Raw genomic sequence first — 17,534 nt, forward strand, 5'->3', positions numbered from 1 at the left:
AGTCAAGTAGCCGAGGACCCGCCTCACCCATGCTAGACAACCACCGCACCAGGCTGAACAGCGCGCTCGCCAAGGTCGACGGCGCCCTCGAGCGGCTCGCGCATGCCGCCTTGACCCTGGCGCCGTGGCCGATCCTCTACGGCATGAGCATCGCCGTGACGGCCTGGGTCTTCACCCACCCGAGCCGGCTCGCGCAGCTCGACACGAACAAGCTGACCGAGGTCGAGCGCCGCTGGATGGCCGGCGGCGTCGCCGCCGCCATCGTGGGGGTCGGGCTCGCCTACTTCCTCGTGATGCTGGCGCGGCGGGCCCGCACCCGGTCGTGGGACTTCATGAGCACCGTGGGCCGCATCAACCGCGCCCTGGTCCCCCTGCTCGCGTTCCCGTTCATCGCCGCGCTCAAGCTCCCCAACATCGAGAAGGACAGCCCGAAGACCGCGATCTTCTTCGCCGTCCTCGCCGCCGTGGCCACGGGCGCCGGCGCTTACGCCTGGGGCCGCGGCGAGCGGCTCTCGCCCAGGTTCGATCACGCGTCCGAGCTCGACGGCGCGCGCTCGCGATGGCCGAGCGCTCGCGATGGCCGCGCGCTCGCGCAGGCCGCGCGGTGGCTCACGCCGGTCGCCCTGCTCGCGATGTGGGCGGGCTACGCCCTCTTCTTCTCCCGGCTCTCGATCACCAACCACCACGCGCTGCACACCCGGACGCCCGATCTCGGGTACTACGACAACATCTTCTACCAGTCGGTCCACGGACGGCCGCTCGGCTGCTCCTGGCTCAGGGCCGGCTACCACGGGTCCGCGCACTTCGACCCGATCCTCGTCCTGCTCTCGCCGCTCTACCTCATCTATCCGAGGGCGGAGTTCCTCCTCATCTTCCAGTCCGTGTGGCTCGGCGCCGGCGTCGTCCCCGTCTACCTGCTCGCGCGCGACAAGCTCGCTCACCGGGGCAAGGCGCTCCTCCTCGCCGCGGTGTGGGCCATCTACCCGGCCCTGCACGGCGCGAACATGTACGAGTTCCACTCGCTCGCGCTGATCTCGCCGCTCGTCGTCTGGCTGCTCTACGCCTACGAGACCGGCAGGAACAGGCTGTACTGGTTCACGTTCGCCGTGCTGCTGCTCTGCCGGGAGGACGTCCCCCTGCTGATGTGCTTCGTCGGGCTCTACGCGATCCTCGACCGGCGCCCGGGCAAGACGCGCCTCGGCTGGGTGACCATCGCGATGAGCCTCGTCTACTTCGTCATCGTGAAGCTGTTCTTCATGACGTCGCCGGGCATCATCATGTCCGGCAAGGACGCTTATTCGTACGCTTACTACTACGAGGAGCTCATACCGAACCGGAGCGGGCTCAGCGGCCTGCTCGTCTCCCTCCTCACGAACCCCATCTTCGCGCTCAAGCTCCTGACGGAGGAGCCGAAGATCATCTTCCTGCTCCAGCTCTTCGTCCCCCTCTGCTTCCTGCCCTTCCTCGCGAAGCCCGGGCGCTGGATGCTCGCCTACGGGCTCATGTTCTGCCTGCTCGCCTCGCGCGACGCGGTGTTCTCGATCGCCTTCCAGTACTCGTCGATCCTCTTCCCCATCGCGTTCGCGCTGACGCCGATCGCCCTCAAGCGGGTGGAGGGCTCCGCGTCGGCGTACCCCGGGCTCGACGGGCGGCGCCTCTCGCGCGCGCTGCTCGCCGCCATGCTCGTGGCGAGCGCGCTGATGTCGTGGAAGTTCGGCGGGCTCGTCGAGAACGCGTCGTTCAAGGGCGGCTTCTCCCGCGTGGCGCGCAAGCTCACGCCCGACCAGGAGGCGACCTACGCCTGGGTCCGCCAGCAGGCGGACGCGATCCCCCGCGACGCCGTCGTCGGCGCGACGAGCAAGATGGGACCGCACGTGTCGAACCGGAAGGAGGCCTATTTCTATCCGGGCGACCGCGCCGCGGCCGTCCAGTACGTCCTGCTCGACGAGGGGGAGCTCAAGGGCAAGGACCTGGAGCGCCACAACGCGGCGGTGAAGCGCGGCGAGCTCGAGGAGCTCAGCCGGCTGAAGAAGATGGCGCTGTTCAAGCGGGTGAAGCCGCCGTCGAAGGCGCAGCCGCCGGCCCCGGCGGCCTCCGACGAGCCCCCTACCGGAGACCCGCCCCCGGAGCTACGAAAGCTGGACCGAAAGGACGGCGGCGCGCCGCCTGCGCCCTCCAGCACCGCGGAGCAAGATGAAGACCCTCCTCCTGGCCCATGACTTCAACGCGACCTCCGAGATCGCCCTCGACACGGCGATCGAGCTCGCCCGCAAGCTGTCCGCGAAGATCGTCGTGGCGCACGTGTACAGCGTGCCCGTCTACAGCTTCCCGGAAGGCTCGTCCCTGATCCCCTCGGCCGAGGACGCCGCGCGCATCGCCGATGCGGCGCAGCGGAGCCTCGATCAAGTGCTCGAGCGCCGGCGCGCCACGCCCGGCGTCGAGATCTCGGGCGTGCTGCGCGCCGGCGTCCCCGACGAAGAGATCTGCCGCCTCGCGGACGAGATCGGCGCCGACATGATCGTGATCGGGACACACGCGCGCGGCGCCGTCGCGCGGGCGCTGCTCGGCAGCGTTGCGCAGCGGGTGGTGAGATCGGCAAAGATCCCGGTCCTGTCGATACGTGGCGCCCAGCCGGCTTGATGTATGTGACATCACGAAACGATCGGCTTCGGTGTCCGGCGCCGCCGGATCGGGCGTTAGAAATTTCCCGACTTCCTGTCAAATGCGTCCTGCCGCGACAACGAAACCTCGTTGAAACATCGGGCACGTTACGCCCGAGCCATGAAGATCGACACTGGGGATACGGCCTGGCTCCTCGCATCGACAGCCCTCGTCCTTTTCATGACGCCGGGCCTCGCCCTGTTCTACGGCGGCATGGTGCGCCGCAAGAACGTGCTCGCGACGCTCATGCACTCGTTCGCCGCGCTCGCCGTGATCTCGGTGCAGTGGGTGGCCATCGGGTACTCGCTCTCGTTCGGGACCTCGCACGGTGGGCTCATCGGCGGGTTCGACTATGTCGGTCTGCACGGGATCGCGATGGCGGAGCGCGGCACGGTGCCGCACCTCGCGTTCGCGGCGTTCCAGATGATGTTCGCGGTGATCACGCCCGCGCTCATCGCGGGGGCGTTCGCCGAGCGGATGCGGTTCTCGGCGTACCTGGTCTTCATCCTGCTCTGGTCCACGCTCGTCTATGACCCGGTGGCGCACTGGGTGTGGGCGGAGAAGGGCTGGCTCTTCGAGATGGGCGCGCTCGACTTCGCGGGCGGCACCGTGGTTCACCTCGCGGCGGGCATCTCGGCGCTGATCTGTGCGCTCGTGCTGGGCAGGCGCACGGGATATCCGCACGAGCGGCACGTGCCGCACAACCTGACGATGACCCTGACGGGCACGGGCATCCTGTGGTTCGGGTGGTTCGGCTTCAACGCAGGCAGCGCGCTGACGTCGGGCGGGCTCGCCGCGCTGGCGCTGCTCGACACGCACCTCGCGGCGGCGGCGGGCGGCGCGGCGTGGCTCCTCGTCGAGTGGGCGCAGCGAGGCAAGCCGACCGCGCTCGGCGTGGCGTCCGGCATCGTGGCCGGGCTCGTCGGGATCACGCCCGCGGCCGGGTTCGTGGCGCCGTGGGCCGCCGTCGTGATCGGCCTGCTCGCGGGCGTGGTGTGTTACGGGGCGGTCGTCTCGAAGGAGCGCCTGCGCTACGACGACTCGCTCGACGCGTTCGGCGTCCACGGCGTGGGCGGCCTCCTCGGCGCGATCCTGACCGGCGTCTTCGCCGAGAAGGCCCTGAACGAGGCTGGCCGCGACGGCGTGATCGCCGGCAACCCGGGGCAGCTGGTCCCGCAGCTGGCCGGCATCGCGGCTGTCGGGCTGTACGCCGCGATCGTGACCTTCGTGCTCCTCAAGCTGGTCGACAAGCTGATCGGCCTGCGCGTGCCCGAGAGCGACGAGCGCGAGGGCCTCGACGCCACCGAGCACGGAGAAACTGGCTACGCGCTGTAGCGACACAGAGGGGGCAGCCACAGACCCAGGTCGACAAGGGCTCCCGGCCGCGCTCGGCCTCCCGGTGAGGAGGGATACGCGGCCGGGGGCGCCGTCGTTGTTGCCTCCCCCGGGGCGCACCGCTAGAGCGACGGACGGTTCGGACCGAAAGGCGCCGAGAGCGCCAAGAGAGCTCGACAATCTCTTGGCGCTCCCGGCGCCCTGACGGTTTCTACGCCCGAACCGATCGGTGCTCCATCTTGCGCCGAACCTTCCCCCTGGGCGCGCGCCGCGAGCGAGCGCCCCGTCATCACGGAGCAGACAGGCATGAGCGGCCATTCGAAGTGGGCCACCATCAAGCGCAAGAAGGGCGCGCTCGACGCGAAGCGCGGCAAGCTCTTCACGAAGCTGATCAAGGAGATCACCGTCGCCTCGCGCATGGGCGGCGGAGACCCGAACGGCAACCCGCGGCTCCGCAAGGCGATCAACGACGCCAAGGGCCAGGCGATGCCCGCCGACACGATCAAGCGCGCCATCCAGCGCGGCACCGGCGAGATCGAGGGCGCGAACTACGAGGAGATCCTCTACGAAGGCACAGGGCCCGGCGGGACGCTGTTCCTCTGCGAGGCGATGACCGACAACCGGAACCGCACCGTCGCCGAGATCCGGAAGATCTTCGAGAAGAACAACGGGCAGCTCGGCGCCGGCGGCTCCGCGCAGTGGGCCTTCGAGAGGAAGGGGATCATCCTCCTCGCGAAGGACGCGGCGACGGAGGATCAGCTCATGGACACCGCCGTGGGCGCCGGCGCCGACGACTACAGCGACCAGGGAGAGGAGTGGCAGGTGCTCTCCAGCGTCGACGTGATGGACACCGTCGTGAAGGCCCTCGAGGACGCGAAGATCGCGGTGAAGTCGAACTCCGCGGGCTACGTCCCCAAGAACAAGAAAGAGGTCGCGGGCCGCGACGCCGAGGTCTGCCTGAACCTCGTCGACTCGCTCGACGACCACGACGACGTGCAGAACGTCTACGCCGACTTCGACGTCCCCGAAGAGGAGCTCGCGAAGCTCGAGGGCTGATCCCGCCCGGGCGCGCGCCCGTCACGGGCGCCAGATGGGGAAGCTCACGATCGCCCACGAGAAGAACGCGTGGGCGAAGACCGCCGGAGCCAGGCGCCCGGTCCGGTGCACCATGCGACCCCACACGATCGAGCAGCCGAAGCCCGCCGCGACGAGCAGCGGGTTCGGCCCGGCCACCGGATCGCCGAGCAGGAAGAGCGTGGGGGCGTGCGCGGCGGCGAACAGCGCGCTCGACAGCAGCCACGCAGCGACCTGGTCGAGCGGCCCCTCCAGGGCGCGCAGGACGAGCCCGCGCCAGACGATCTCCTCCAGCGCGGCGATGACGAAGACCAGCGCGCCGGCGAACACGCGCGCGTCGGCCGAGGGGTCGCCGAGCTGGAGGTACAGGCGAAGGACCCACGCCTCGCGCGGCGAGCCCCGCGGGGCGAGCAGCAGCTGCACCGCCATGGCGAGCCCGTAGAGACCCGCCGCGACAAGGGCGCCGCGCGCGAGATCGCCCGACAGGGGGCGGAGCGCGGCGCGGAGCTCGCCGCGCCGGCGGAGCCACATCACGGTGATCGCCGCGAGGACGGCGTAGAGCGCGCCGAGCGCCGTGAGCATGGTAGGCGTGCCCGCGCGATCGGGATCGAACGCGAACGAGACGGCGAGCGCGACGCCGACGGTGACGGACGCGGCGATGAGCGCGGCCTCGCGGCGCGACGAGCGCGGCGGCTCGCGCGGATCGATCGCCCGCCGATCGCGCGACGAGGCCGCGGCGGCCGAGCCAGAGGCAGCCGGAGGAGCCGCGGCGGAAGGAGCCGCGGCGCGGTCTTCGCCCGGGATCATCGCGCGCTCGCCTGACTCGTCCGACCCGTCCGACTCGGCCAACTCGGCCGACACAACTGCAAGACCCGATCGAGGATGCGGTCCGCGAGCACCGGCTTGGGCAATACGCCGAGCGCGTCGGCGGCGTCGCGGGTCACGAGCGTGGCGCGGTTGTCGTCCCGGCCGAACGAGTCCGCCGCGTGGTTGGCGACGATCATGTCGACGCGCTTGCTCGCGAGCTTGTGCCGGGCATAGGCGATCACCCCCTCGTCCGTGGCGGTCTCGACCGCGAACCCTACGAGCACCGGCGAGCGCGCTCCGTCGGCGCCGTCAGCGCCGGCCAGGCCCCCACGCGCCGCGCCGATCTCCGCGAGCAAGTCAGGGTTCGGCACGAGCGACAGCGACGCGAGGTCGGGCGTCCGCTTCAGCTTGGTCGCGTGCTGCTCGGCCGGGCGGTAGTCGGACACGGCGGCCGTCATGATGAGCGCGTCGGCGCCGCGCAGGTCCTCGCCGAGCGCCTGCCAGAGCGCCCCGCGCATCGAGAGCGCGCCGCGCACGTCGACCCGGCGCGCGCCCGGCGGCGTCGAGAGCGACACGGGGCCGGCGATGAGCGTGACCTGCGCGCCCCGCGCCGCGGCCCGCTCCGCCACGGCGAAGCCCATCTTGCCGGTCGACCGGTTGCCGAGGAAGCGCACGGGATCGAGGTCCTCGAGCGTCGGGCCCGCCGTGACGACGACCCGGAGCCCCGCGAGGTCGCGCGGGGCGAGCCGCGAGAACGCCGCGGCCGCGATCGCCGCCGGCTCGGCCATGCGCCCGAGGCCGCGCTCGCCCGAGGCGACCTCGCCGAAGACCGGGCCGACGAGCTCCACGCGCCCGTCGGCCTCGAGCGTGGCGACGTTCCGCGCCGTCGCGGGGTGAGCCCACATGCGGGGGTGCATCGCCGGCGCGGCGAGCACCGGCCCTCGCGCGCACAGGGCGAGCGCCGTCACGAGGTCGTCGGCGCGCCCCGCGGCGAGGCGAGCGATCACGTCGGCGGTCGCGGGCGCGAGCAGCACCAGATCGGCCTCCGCGGCGAGCGCGACGTGCAGCTCGCCCGCGAAGCCGGGATCCCACATGGTGTCGCGCACCGGCTCGCCGCAAAGCCCGCTCAGCGTCATGGGCCCGAGGAACTGCTGCGCCGCGCGCGTCATGATCGGGAGCACGCGCGCGCCGCCCTGGATCAAGAGCCGGGCCACCTCGGCGGCCTTGTACGCCGCGATGCTGCCCGAGACGGCGAGCGCGACGGTCGGCCGCGCGCCTTCGGGGGCTCGGCCAGCGGGCGGTGGGGCGGAGGCCTCGGGGCGAGGTGCGGGAGATGACGGCGTTTGGCCAGACATGGCGCAGGTGCCAGCGTGGGTCGGGGGGTCGGTCCGGCGTCCACCGTGGCACGAAAATCGCCGATCGTACACGGTACACGACACGGTACACGCGGCGCCGCGGGCGGAGACGCTCCAGGGCCGCGCTGCGCTGCGGGCAGAGCGCTCGCGCCGGCGCGCGCCGACGCGCGCCGACGCGCGCCGGCAGCCAGAAACCCCGCAGATTTTTTGGGGCGCGGCAGTGGCATCACTCGCGCGGAGCGCGTAATGGGATGAGCTCCCTCAGAGGAACACGACAACGATGGCAAGCACCGTCCTCACCGGCATCAAGCCCACCGGAACGCCGCACCTCGGCAACTTCGTAGGGGCGATCAAGCCGGCGCTCGCGCTCGCAGGGACCGCGTCGAACGCGCTCTACTTCGTCGCCGACTTTCACGCGCTCAACGCGATCCACGACGCGCAGAAGCTCCGGAGCCTGGTCCACGAGGTCGCCGCGACATGGCTCGCGCTCGGCCTCGATCCCGAGAAGGTCATCTTCTACAGGCAATCCGACGTTCCGGAGATCTTCGAGCTGAGCTGGATCCTCTCCTGCTTCACGGCGAAGGGGCTCATGAACCGGGCTCACGCCTACAAGGCCGCTGTCGCCAAGAACATGGAGTCGCGGGCCGGAGCGTCGGGCGCCGCTGGCGTCGAGGACAGCGACGACCTCGACGCCGGGATCAACATGGGCCTCTATGGCTATCCGGTGCTGATGGCGGCCGACATCCTCCTGTTCAAGACGAACGTCGTGCCGGTGGGCAAGGACCAGGTCCAGCACATCGAGATCGCTCGCGATATCGCGCAGCGGTTCAACGCGATCTACGGCCCGACCCTGGTCCTGCCCGAGGCGCGCATCAGCGCCGAAACGGCGGTGATCCCGGGCCTCGACGGCCGCAAGATGAGCAAGAGCTACGACAACACCATCGCGCTCTTCCTGCCGCCGGAGAAGCTGCGCAAGACGATCTTCAAGTACAAGACGGACTCGTCGCCCCCGAGCGAGCCGAAGGATCCGAACACGTCGCCGCTCTTCCACCTCTACCGGGAGTTCGCCACGCCCGAAGAGGCGGAGGCGCTCCGCGGCCGCTACCAGAGCGGCATCGGCTGGGGCGAGGCGAAAGAGGCCGTGTTCGACGTGCTGAACCGCGCGCTCGAGGAGCCGCGGCGCCGCTACGCCGACCTCATGGCCAACCCGGCCCGCGTCGACGCCCTGCTCCTGGAAGGCGCCCAGCGCGCGCGGGCGCTCGCGAGCCCGACGCTCCACGAGGTGCGCCGGGCGGTCGGCGCTCGCTGAAGGCCGCGACGGCGGAGGACGAGCGGAGCCCGCCGAGGCCAGCGCGCGACGAGCGCCGCCGAACAGGCGCCGTCGCTCTCGTTCGACGCCGCCCGCTCAGCCGCCGTCGCTCGTCGTCGTCTTCTTCTGGTTCTGGCGTCGCTTCTTGCCCTTGCCGCCCTTCGCCTCGTCCCCCGCGGGGTCCCGCTGGCCACGGCCTTCTGGCGCGGCCGCGCCCGGGGCCTGCATGACGGCGATCCCCTCGGCGGGCGGCGCGTCCTCGCCGCGCGCGCGGCCGCTTTCCCCTTCGGCGCGCTCCGCCCCCTTCGCGCGGAACGTGCCGAACCCCGCGCGCTCGGTCCAGCCGCGCTCGCCCGTGAGCCCGGGCTCGCGGCTCTCGACGGTGCCGCCGCCCGGCTCGGGGCCGGTCACGCCCGGCGTGCGGACGTCCGGCCCCTGCGTGACGACGAGGTACTCGTCCGCCACGTACTCGGGGTGATTGTCGTCGGCCGTCTTGGCCTCCGGGTCGCGCGGGCCGCTCCCGACATGGATGATCTGCGCGGTCGGCGGGTAGCTGTCGCTCCACTTCTCCCGCACCGCGTAGGCGCCGTCGCGGACGACCCGCGAGCTCGTCGTCCTGAAGCCGGGGATGCCGCGCTGAGCGAGCGCCCGTATCCCTTCGGGCAGCTTCGGCGTCGGGCGCTCCAGCTCCTCGAACGGGATGACCTCGTCGATGCGACGGAAGTACGTGACCGTGAGCTTGCGCGAGGGCCCGAGGATCTCGGCGCGCACGACGCCGCCGGCCACCGTCTCATGGAGCACGATCGGGAAGTCGAACGGGTTCCTGAAGCGATAGTTGATCGTCGGGTAGACGACGGTCGCGTCGAGGCCGAGCTTGATGTAGTAGCTCGGGCGGGAGTGCGGGTAGCGCTCGACGATCTCGAGCCCCGCGAAGAACGCGGCGCCGTGGAGCGTGCCCGAGATCTGGCAGGTCCCGCCGCCGAGCCCGTCGACGAGCTCTCCCTGGGCGATGACCGGAGCGACGCGGTACCCGTGCGCCTCGTCGCGCGGGCCGACCGTCTCGTTGAAGTCGAAGATCTCGCCCGGCATGACGACCACGCCGTCGAGCTTGGACGCGGCGAGCCTGAGGTTGTACGTCCTCTCCTTGGATCTCCCTCCGGTCGCGTAGCGCGTCTCGAAGTAGCCGAGCACCTGATCGAACTTGACGTTGCCGAGCTGCTCGGCGACGAGCTTCGGCGCGATCGTCTCGACGCTGGCCAGCGCGGTGTCCTCGCCCGCCCGGAGGGCGGCGTCGATGCGCGCGAGCGTGCCGTAGACGTCCAGCCGGAACCCGATCTTCTCGGGCTTGAGCTGCTTCGCCTCGAGGTCGACATACGCGTCGACCGCGGGGGCGTCGAGCTCGACCTTCAGGTCGAGCAGCTTGCTGATCGCCCGCTCGGAGTCGAGGAGGAGCGGGATCGGGATGTCGAGCGGCGCGTCCTCGTCGCGCTTGTCGCCATCGCCGGCCCGCTCGTGCGCGCGGCGGAGCGCGCTCTCGGGGCGGAGCGCCTCGCGCACGAACTCGGCGAGGCGGACCCGGTTGATCTCGACGCCGAGATCGTTGCGGCGGAGCGCGCGCGCGGAGCCGTCGGGGAGCACGATCCGGATCTCCCCGGTCGCGTAGCGGCGCACGAGGTCGAGCGCGTTCGCCACCACGTCGCCGCCCATCGGCACGGGCACCTGCGCCACGCGGAGGACCGGCGGGGGCTTCGGGCCGTCGTCCGGCGGGGGCGGCAGCACGAGGTAGGTGATGACCAGGCCGCTCGTGACGAAGATCGCCACCAGCGCGGCGAACCGCCAGAGCTCCGGCGAGCGGCGAAGATCCATGCGACGGCGGCCATCTTGAAAAGCGTTGCCCGAACCGTCAAGCGAACGCGGGCGAGGAACGCGGACGAGGTGCGCCGCTACGGGGCGGCGCGCGTCGCGTCGGCGCCGCCGCGGCGCGCCTTCGATGCGGCGCGCGCGGCCCTGAGGAGCGGATCCTCGATCGAGCCCGCCCTGGGCACGAGCAGAGAGCCCCGCTGGCGCGGCGGGCCGCCATGCGGCGAGGAGCGCAGCAGGAGCGCGCCCGCGAGCACCACGAGGACCACGAGGCCGACGGTCGCGGGGACGAGCCAGCGCCGCGCGTGGCCCTCCTCGGACGTCGGCGGCGCCGGCGGAGCGCCCTGCGGCGCGGCCCCGCGCTCTGCGCTCGCGCGCCCGGGCTGGGCGGCGGCTTGCGGCGAGCTCTGCTGTGCCTGCGGATAGTCGGGGTCGATCGCGCGCTCGCGCGCGATCTGCATGGCCTCCTGGATCGCGGCGCGCCGCCGCTCGCCGCGCGGGCCGAGCATCTGCTGCATCAGCGCGGCGAGCTCATCCGAGGTGGCGATCGGCGTCGCGGGCGACAGCTGCTCGATGGAGCGGCGCAGCTCGGCCATCGAGGCGAAGCGCTCCTCCCTCGGCTTCGCGAGCATCCTCATGATGATGCGCCCGACGTCCTCCGGGAGCGACGGGACGAGCGTCTGCGGCGGCTCGGCTGCCGCCTTGTCGCAGATGCGGCGCACCGTCGCGGGATCGTTCTCGGCGTGGAAGGGGTGCCTGCCGGTCACGAGCTGATAGAAGACGATCCCGAGCGTGAACACGTCGGTGCGGCGATCGATGGGCTCGCTGCCGGCCTGCTCCGGCGACATGTACGCGTACTTGCCCTTCACCTGGCCGACCTGGGTTCGCTGCAGGTTCGAGGCGGCCTTGGCGACGCCGAAGTCGAGGATCTTCACCGACCCGTCGTATCCGACCAGGATGTTTTGCGGCGAGACGTCGCGGTGGACGAGGCCGACGGGCTTGCCGTCGCGGCCGCGCAGCTCGTGCGCGGCGTGCAGGCCGAGGGCCGCCTCGGCCACGATGCGGAGCGCGAAGGGGAGCGGCAGTCCGCCGCGCGCCTTGCTCTCGCGGAGAACCAGGTTGAGCGGCTCGCCGTCGATGAGCTCCATCACCTGGTAGAGGACGCCGTCCTCCTCGCCCACATCGATGGTCTCCGCGACGTTCGGGTGATGGATCTGCGAGACCAGGGTGGCCTCGTCGAGGAACATCGCCTCGAAGTCGGGATCGTCGCTCAGCTCGGCGCGCAGCAGCTTGACGGCGACGATCCTTGGGAGCTGGCCGCCCGTTCGAGCGGCCCACACCGAGGCCATGCCCCCGAGCGCGATGGGGACGAGGAGCTCATAGCGACCGAGCGTGTGGCCAGCGCGTACTTCTCCCATGGTGCTCACGTGCCGCGTAACCCCGGAGCGAGGCAGTGCCCGCCGGGAATCGAGCCCGCCGAGCGCGGCCCGCCGCGGCCCGCCCACTACGTCGGGTCCGCAAGAAGCGCTCGGTGTGCCAGGTGGTGCTCTTGATCGAAAAATGACCGCGTGCGCCCGGAATGCGACCGGGCGCCTGGTGTTCGGATCGTCGCAGAGAACGCCTTGGCGCTCAACCCGGAACGCCGTTCGGGTCGCAGCGTGATCTTTCACCGATCCATCGCGGCGCGGCCCCGGTCGCGCTCAGCGCGTGAGCCCGCGAGCCTTGGAGAGATCGCCGGTGTCCTCGGCCGGCGCGTCGGGCGGTGAGGACTCGGGAGACGGGATGACCTTGCGCAGCGCGGACAGGTGTCGCTTGGTGACCCCTGTCACCGCCAGGATCTGAGCGTCCGTCGCGCGGCGCACTCCTTCCATGGAACCGAGCTCCCGGAGGAGCGCCGTCCTCACCGCGCTGCCGAGCCCTGGGATGTCCTCGATCGCGGACCGGAGGCGCCGCGCCTTGCCTAGCCGCTTGCGTGCGTGGTTTGCGAAGCGGTGCGCCTCATCGCGCGCGCGCGCCAGGAAGAAGAGGGCGGAGCTCGTCGATCGGAGCGGGATACCGTTCTTCTGGCCAGGCAGGTAGACGCGGTCGACGAGCTTCTCTCCGGTCTGCGTCTCCCGCTCCTTCGCCAGACCGACGATCGGGAGGCCGTGCAGGCCGAGATCGCGCGCCGCCGACAGCGCTACCTGGAGCTGGCCGCGCCCACCATCGACGACGAACAGATCTGGAAGATCCCACTCGCCTCCGCCGGCCTCGGCGCTCCTCGACACATCACCCCCCGAGCCGGCGCTCTCCCCCTCCGCGGCAGCGGACACCTGCGTCCCTTCCGTCTGCGGCGTAGCGTCGCTCGCTGTTGCGAAGCCGATGTCCTCCTCAGCGACGTCGCCCTCCATCGCATCGCTCTCGAGCGCGTCGCTCTCCGCCGGATCGCTCTCCATCATGTCGCTCTCGGCGACGCCTTCCATCATGTCGCTCTCGGCGACGCCCTCCATCACGTCGCTCTCGGGCGCGCCTTCGGCGCCGAGGGCGGCCTCGCTCTCTGCGGTGGACGCCGGGCTCGCCTGCCGGGCGGCCTTTCCGCGGCGGAAGCGCCGTGAGAGCACCTCGTACATCGCGGCGTAGTCGTCGCCGTCGGCCACGCTCTTCACGTTGAAGCTGCGGTAGCGCTTCTTGTCCGGCTGACCATCGAGGAGCGCCACGATCGATCCCACCGTGTCGCCGCCGCCGAGATGCGAGATGTCGCAGCACTCGATGCGACGCGGGAGCGTCGGGAGGCGAAGGCGCTCCCTGAGCTCCTCGAGCCGGGCCTCGAGATCGTCGGAGCTCCGTTGCTTCTCCCGGAACGCGTGAGCTGCGTTCTCGCTCGCCATCTTGAGCAGATCGACGCGGGGCCCGCGCTGAGGCACGAAGAGCGCCACCTTGCGGCCGCGCCGATCGCCGAGCCACTCCGCGACGCCCTCCGCGCCGTCTGGCAACACCGGCACGAGGACCTCATCGGGGATCGTGGTGGACGCGACGCCATAGTACTCGTTCAGGAAGCCGCCGAGCACCTCGTCGTCCGGCAGCTCCATGTTGCGGAGCGAGAAGGACAGCGTGTCTGCGACGCGCCCCCTCCGCACCAAGATCACCTCGACCTCCACGAGCGTCCCCTCGCGGTAGATGCCCACCACGTCTTGATCGACGTCCTTCACGTAGACGACGCGCTGGGCCTCGCGCACCGCCTCGACCGCCCGGAGCTGATCGCGGTAGATGGCGGCGCGCTCGAACTCGAGCTCCCGCGACGCGTCCCGCATTCGCGTGGTGAGCTCGCCCGTGAGCTCGTCGTGGCGCCCTTCGAGGAAGAGCGCGACCGAGCGGACCATCTCCGTATAGAGCTCCCGGTCGACATCCATCACGCAGGGCGCGAGGCAACGCTTGATCTGGTACTGCAGGCAGGGGCGCCGGCGCGACGCCATCTCGGTATCGGAGCAGGTGCGGAGCTGGAAGTGCTTGTTGACCAGGTGGAGCGTCCGCCGCGCGCTCGTCGCCGAGTGGTAGGGCCCGAAATAGCGCGCCTTGTCCGGGGCGGGACGGCGGACCGTCTCGAGCATCGGCCACGCCTTCTGCGTGTCGAGCTTGAGGCAAAGGAAGTCCTTGTCGTCACGCAGCTTGACGTTGAACCGCGGCTTGTGCTGCTTGACGAGCTCGTTCTCGAGTACGGCCGCTTCCTTCTCGGTGGCGGTGACCACCGTCTCCAGATCGGCCACGATCTTCCGGAGTATCGGGATGAAGTACCTGGCGTCGCTCCCGCTCTCCTGAAAGTAGCTGCGGACGCGCGAGCGCAGGCTCTTCGCCTTGCCGACGTAGACGACGGCGCCGGCCTTGTCGATGAACAGATAGCAGCCCGGCTTCGTCGGGAGCGACGCGAGCTTGGCGGCGAGGAGGGCTTCGGGATCCTGCTTGGCGCTCGGGTTGACCACGGCCGGAACGATCTAGAAGTCGCGCGCGCCGGCAGCAAGCGCCGCGATCACGGCTCCTCCCGTGGAGAGCGGCCGACGCGGCCCGCGCCGGTTCTCCTTTACATCTAGAAAAACGCCGTCATGTGACGCGGCGCCGCTCGCCTGGAGCGACGGGGCAGAACGCCCAGGTCGAGATGTCGAGCGGGTCGCCCGACCCGACCGCGACGTTCGCGAGGCCATGTTCGAGCCGGAGCGAAGGCGACACGAACACGCCGGCCAGACTGCGGGCGATCGCCGCCGCGCGGCGAGGCGGGAGTCCTGCGCGCACCACGTTGCCATCGGTCCACACGCGGGCCACACGCGGGCGCGCTGATCATGTGAGCCGCGCGTCATCACGCAGCGCACGCGGGCGGGCTGATCACGTGAGCCGCGCGGCGCGCGCGGGCGCCCTGATCACGTGAGCCGCGCGGCGCGCGCGGGCGCCCTGATCACGTGAGCCGCGCGGCGCGCGCGAGCGCCCTGATCACGTGAGCCGCGCAGCGCGCGCGGCGCCCTGATCACGTGAGCCGCGCAGCGCGCGCCGCGGCCTGATCACGTGAGCCGCGCGCGCCGCGTGGTGACGCGCGGCGCTCGCGAGGCCACCCGATCACGGTGTGCCGTCGCGCGTCGCACGACCGCCCGTGTAGGAGGCAGCGCGAGCGACTGCGGTGATGGCCCGCCGCGCCCGGGTCGACGCGAGACACGCCCTCGAGCAGCCAGTAGATCCGACGGCAGGATCTCCGCGGGAGGAGGTCTCGGGTGTCGAGCGCTCCTCCTTCGTGGCCTGGCGGACCGCGGCATCTTCGCCTCGGTCGCAATCCGGCGCGACTCCCGGTCGCTCCATCGCGCCCAGTCCGTCTGGAGCTTCCTGGTCTTGAGAGAGGTCGCCCGCTGGAGAGCGAGGTTGCCCGTACCGGCCATCGGTGCCCGCTTGTCCCCGCCGTAGCTGCGCTTCGGGCTCTCCCCGCAAGCCACTTTCAGCCCGCCGGGCGCCACGGTGGCGAGCGTCTGGGAAGCATCTGGGAGGAATCAGGGAGGGGCGATGGGAGGACCGATGCCCGGTCGGAGCTCCATCGTTGCCTCGCACCCTCTAATCAGGTTGCCTGAACCCGAAAGGACTTGTATGGTCGTAACACCACCAGCGACTGCCCGTTCGATACCCGGGTCCTGGGGCCAGAAGGCATCGGCGAACTGAGCCTGCGGCGCCACCGGCCCCGCGTCTGGTTCCCGTTCGCTGCCGTCCAGGTGCGCCGCTGCGCCTGGTGTCGGGCGGCCCCCGAGGTGGAGTGCGCGTCGAGCTGCCGAGGAGTGACGAACTGTCCACCAGCGTCCATCACCACCGCCCCGCTCGGGGGATCGATGTCGCCCTCGGCGGCGACGGTGAGCTTTGCCCCCTCGCACGGGAGCGAGCCGCGGGCGAGCGTCACCCTGGTGCGCAGCACGAGTGTCACCCCCTGAATCAGGATGAGCGGCTGAGCAGGAGCGGCAGCCTCGTGGCCTCCCGCAGGGCGACTTCCGGCTTGCCCGGGCGGCCGTCGGAGCTCGGGCACGGCGAGCGGTTTGGGAGACTCGGCCGGAGGCTGGGCAGCTCCAGCACAGCCGCAAAAAGACGCAGCCAGACCGGAGGCGACGTGGCCTGGGGGCTGCAACGTGGGTGGGAGCAACCGCGTCGGGCCGCCGCGCCGATCAGCCAGGGGGATGTCCTGGCAGGTGGGTGGGGTAGCCCTCATGACGTCGACACCGCCGGAGGGCGTCTCGACGGCCGACACGTTGCGGTCGATCCCGGAGAGCGGCTCGGTCGGGAGACGAGAGCTCGGGCATACGGTTACGCCGCGGGAGCAGGGTGGAGTGCAGAAGTGAAAGGCTGCCGTTCCAGCTCACCGGCGATCGGCTGGAACGGCGACCTCGGCCATGACACCTTTCCTCATCGCGGGTGCTCCACCCGGGGGTCGGGCTCCTCCACGGTCCCTCGGTCAGGCGCCCGCTTCGGCCGCTGCGCGGTGGGGCGCGTGTGTCCGGAGCACAGGAAAGCAGATCTTCATGGGAATGTCGCTGGCTCCCCTCGGTTACGGGGCTGCCCACGGCACGCGCGCCGCGGCATCCAAATCCGCAGCGCGGTGCAGAGCGGAGCACGGCGCTGTCCATCGCACCCTCTTGGGTTGGGGCGGTGCCTGGCTTCGCGGCGCGACATCGCCAGGGAGACGAGGTGGCTGGAGTCCGGCTCGACCGGTCGCCCCCAGCACCCCATGACCCGACGGGGAGGTGGCGAGCGCGGGTTCTTGACGCACGTTGAGGGGACACCTCTCGAATTATTTTCAAGCAAGGTGCTGTTCAGCAGTTGACAACTCTAGCTATTCATGGGACGCGAGATCCAATGAACAACGTCGAAACCGAGATCAAAAGCCACGTTGATGCATTCGTCTCTCAGCTGAGCGGACTTGTCCGCAAAGCGGCTCTCGAGGCTGTCGCCAACGCCCTGCGAGGCGAGGGCCAGCCGGTCGCTGCGGCCGCCGCGCCGCGCAAGGCGGGTCGGGCCAAGGCCGCTCCTCAGCAGCCTGCGGAGGTCAAGAAGGCGGTCGGTCGCCCCGCTCGCGCTGCGAAGCCTACCCGCAAGAAGGGCGAGAAGCGCTCGAAGGAAGAGCTCGCCGCGATGACGCAGAAGGTCCTGGAGCACATCCGGAGCAACAGCGGCCAGGGCGTCGAGCAGATCGCCAAGGATCTGGGCACGACCACGAAGGAGCTGACCCTCCCGATTCGGAAGCTGCTCGTCGAGAAGAAGATCACGTCGAAAGGAGAGAAGCGGGCTACCAAGTACTTTTCCCGCTGAAGCCAGCATCGACGCTCTCCAGAAGGGTCCGGCCAAACCGACCGAGGTCGACCTCCCGCCTTCCCCCAAGCCCAGCAGGGGAAATCGCGGCGAGCCAGGAGCCGTTCCGGCAGGCGCGGAGACGTCGCACATCGGGGCGGAGCAAGCTCCGCAGCCATACACGCTGCTGGATGCCCCTCAGGAAGTCCCTCCAAGTCATGTCGTCTCCTCGTAGGACGACGGAGAAATCCGCGCGCAAGGCACGTCAGCTGCCGCCCGACCGCTGCTGAGCGGATCCGCCTGGCGACTCGACGCAGGCTGCGCCTCTCCCCGATCGCGTCTGTGAGCACATG

General features: G+C 70.8%; 13 protein-coding genes. 7 read left to right on the forward strand and 6 right to left on the reverse strand.

Annotation, left to right across the window (positions count from 1 at the left end; translation table 11 throughout):
• Positions 1-29: 29 nt before the first annotated feature.
• From WMF29_RS39185 to WMF29_RS39200, 4 genes are all read left to right on the forward strand, one after another.
• Positions 30-2,219, forward strand: coding sequence for a DUF2079 domain-containing protein (locus WMF29_RS39185; RefSeq protein WP_437325194.1), 2,190 nt, complete (start codon positions 30-32; stop codon positions 2,217-2,219).
• Complete coding sequence (locus WMF29_RS39190) at positions 2,194-2,640, forward strand: universal stress protein (protein ID WP_437325195.1); 447 nt, start codon at positions 2,194-2,196, stop codon at positions 2,638-2,640. Before WMF29_RS39185 ends, WMF29_RS39190 begins: the two co-directional genes overlap by 26 nt.
• A gap of 141 nt (positions 2,641-2,781) precedes the next feature.
• Positions 2,782-3,996 carry an ammonium transporter gene (locus tag WMF29_RS39195; protein WP_437325196.1) on the forward strand — a complete coding sequence of 405 codons (1,215 nt, stop codon included), beginning with the start codon at positions 2,782-2,784 and terminating at the stop codon, positions 3,994-3,996.
• Between the two features lie 306 nt (positions 3,997-4,302).
• Entirely contained in the window at positions 4,303-5,052 is a 750-nt protein-coding gene (locus tag WMF29_RS39200) for a YebC/PmpR family DNA-binding transcriptional regulator (protein ID WP_044966745.1), read from the forward strand.
• 21 nt (positions 5,053-5,073) lie between these two features.
• Here WMF29_RS39200 and WMF29_RS39205 read toward each other — a convergent pair whose 3' ends face one another.
• Together WMF29_RS39205 and coaBC are read right to left on the reverse strand one after the other, a co-directional pair.
• Positions 5,074-5,877: a CPBP family intramembrane glutamic endopeptidase gene (locus WMF29_RS39205; RefSeq protein ID WP_437325197.1), complete on the reverse strand. Its 804-nt coding sequence runs from the start codon at positions 5,875-5,877 to the stop codon at positions 5,074-5,076.
• Positions 5,874-7,232 (reverse strand): bifunctional phosphopantothenoylcysteine decarboxylase/phosphopantothenate--cysteine ligase CoaBC, encoded by a 1,359-nt coding sequence (gene coaBC / locus WMF29_RS39210; RefSeq protein WP_437325198.1) that lies wholly within the window; start codon positions 7,230-7,232, stop codon positions 5,874-5,876. Before coaBC ends, WMF29_RS39205 begins: the two co-directional genes overlap by 4 nt.
• Before the next feature lie 280 nt (positions 7,233-7,512).
• Between coaBC and WMF29_RS39215 the strand changes: the two genes are divergently transcribed.
• Positions 7,513-8,541: a tryptophan--tRNA ligase gene (locus tag WMF29_RS39215; RefSeq protein ID WP_437325199.1), complete on the forward strand. Its 1,029-nt coding sequence runs from the start codon at positions 7,513-7,515 to the stop codon at positions 8,539-8,541.
• A gap of 96 nt (positions 8,542-8,637) precedes the next feature.
• Here WMF29_RS39215 and WMF29_RS39220 read toward each other — a convergent pair whose 3' ends face one another.
• The 4 genes from WMF29_RS39220 to WMF29_RS39235 form a co-directional block, all read right to left on the reverse strand.
• Complete coding sequence (locus tag WMF29_RS39220; RefSeq protein ID WP_437325200.1) at positions 8,638-10,407, reverse strand: VanW family protein; 1,770 nt, start codon at positions 10,405-10,407, stop codon at positions 8,638-8,640.
• 77 nt (positions 10,408-10,484) lie between these two features.
• Entirely contained in the window at positions 10,485-11,819 is a 1,335-nt protein-coding gene (locus WMF29_RS39225; RefSeq protein WP_437325201.1) for a serine/threonine-protein kinase, read from the reverse strand.
• A gap of 282 nt (positions 11,820-12,101) precedes the next feature.
• Positions 12,102-14,357 (reverse strand): excinuclease ABC subunit UvrC, encoded by a 2,256-nt coding sequence (gene uvrC, locus WMF29_RS39230; protein ID WP_437325202.1) that lies wholly within the window; start codon positions 14,355-14,357, stop codon positions 12,102-12,104.
• Between the two features lie 118 nt (positions 14,358-14,475).
• On the reverse strand, positions 14,476-14,667 hold the full coding sequence (locus WMF29_RS39235; RefSeq protein ID WP_437325203.1) for a hypothetical protein: 192 nt from the start codon (positions 14,665-14,667) through the stop codon (positions 14,476-14,478).
• Between the two features lie 1,436 nt (positions 14,668-16,103).
• Between WMF29_RS39235 and WMF29_RS39240 the strand changes: the two genes are divergently transcribed.
• The gene (locus tag WMF29_RS39240) at positions 16,104-16,235 is read left to right on the forward strand and encodes a hypothetical protein (RefSeq protein ID WP_437325204.1); all 132 of its coding nucleotides are present in this window, start codon (positions 16,104-16,106) and stop codon (positions 16,233-16,235) included.
• A gap of 514 nt (positions 16,236-16,749) precedes the next feature.
• A complete protein-coding gene (locus WMF29_RS39245; protein ID WP_437325205.1) occupies positions 16,750-17,202 on the forward strand; it encodes a DNA-binding protein in 453 nt (150 codons plus the stop codon).
• Positions 17,203-17,534 lie beyond the last annotated feature (332 nt).

The organism is Sorangium sp. So ce381, from assembly GCF_051473845.1.
Classification (GTDB): Bacteria; Myxococcota_A; Polyangia; order Polyangiales; family Polyangiaceae; genus Sorangium; species Sorangium atrum.

What these genes read in the sequence shown, in the direction of transcription:
- WMF29_RS39240 (WP_437325204.1), top strand. Translation starts at nt 16,104, where the DNA reads ATGACGTCGACACCGCCGGAGGGCGTCTCGACGGCCGACACGTTGCGG.
- WMF29_RS39245 (WP_437325205.1), top strand. Translation starts at nt 16,750, where the DNA reads ATGAACAACGTCGAAACCGAGATCAAAAGCCACGTTGATGCATTCGTC.
- WMF29_RS39190 (WP_437325195.1), top strand. Translation starts at nt 2,194, where the DNA reads ATGAAGACCCTCCTCCTGGCCCATGACTTCAACGCGACCTCCGAGATC.
- WMF29_RS39195 (WP_437325196.1), top strand. Translation starts at nt 2,782, where the DNA reads ATGAAGATCGACACTGGGGATACGGCCTGGCTCCTCGCATCGACAGCC.
- WMF29_RS39205 (WP_437325197.1), bottom strand. Translation starts at nt 5,877, where the DNA reads ATGATCCCGGGCGAAGACCGCGCCGCGGCTCCTTCCGCCGCGGCTCCT.
- WMF29_RS39220 (WP_437325200.1), bottom strand. Translation starts at nt 10,407, where the DNA reads ATGGATCTTCGCCGCTCGCCGGAGCTCTGGCGGTTCGCCGCGCTGGTG.
- WMF29_RS39200 (WP_044966745.1), top strand. Translation starts at nt 4,303, where the DNA reads ATGAGCGGCCATTCGAAGTGGGCCACCATCAAGCGCAAGAAGGGCGCG.
- WMF29_RS39185 (WP_437325194.1), top strand. Translation starts at nt 30, where the DNA reads ATGCTAGACAACCACCGCACCAGGCTGAACAGCGCGCTCGCCAAGGTC.
- coaBC (WP_437325198.1), bottom strand. Translation starts at nt 7,232, where the DNA reads ATGTCTGGCCAAACGCCGTCATCTCCCGCACCTCGCCCCGAGGCCTCC.
- WMF29_RS39225 (WP_437325201.1), bottom strand. Translation starts at nt 11,819, where the DNA reads ATGGGAGAAGTACGCGCTGGCCACACGCTCGGTCGCTATGAGCTCCTC.
- WMF29_RS39215 (WP_437325199.1), top strand. Translation starts at nt 7,513, where the DNA reads ATGGCAAGCACCGTCCTCACCGGCATCAAGCCCACCGGAACGCCGCAC.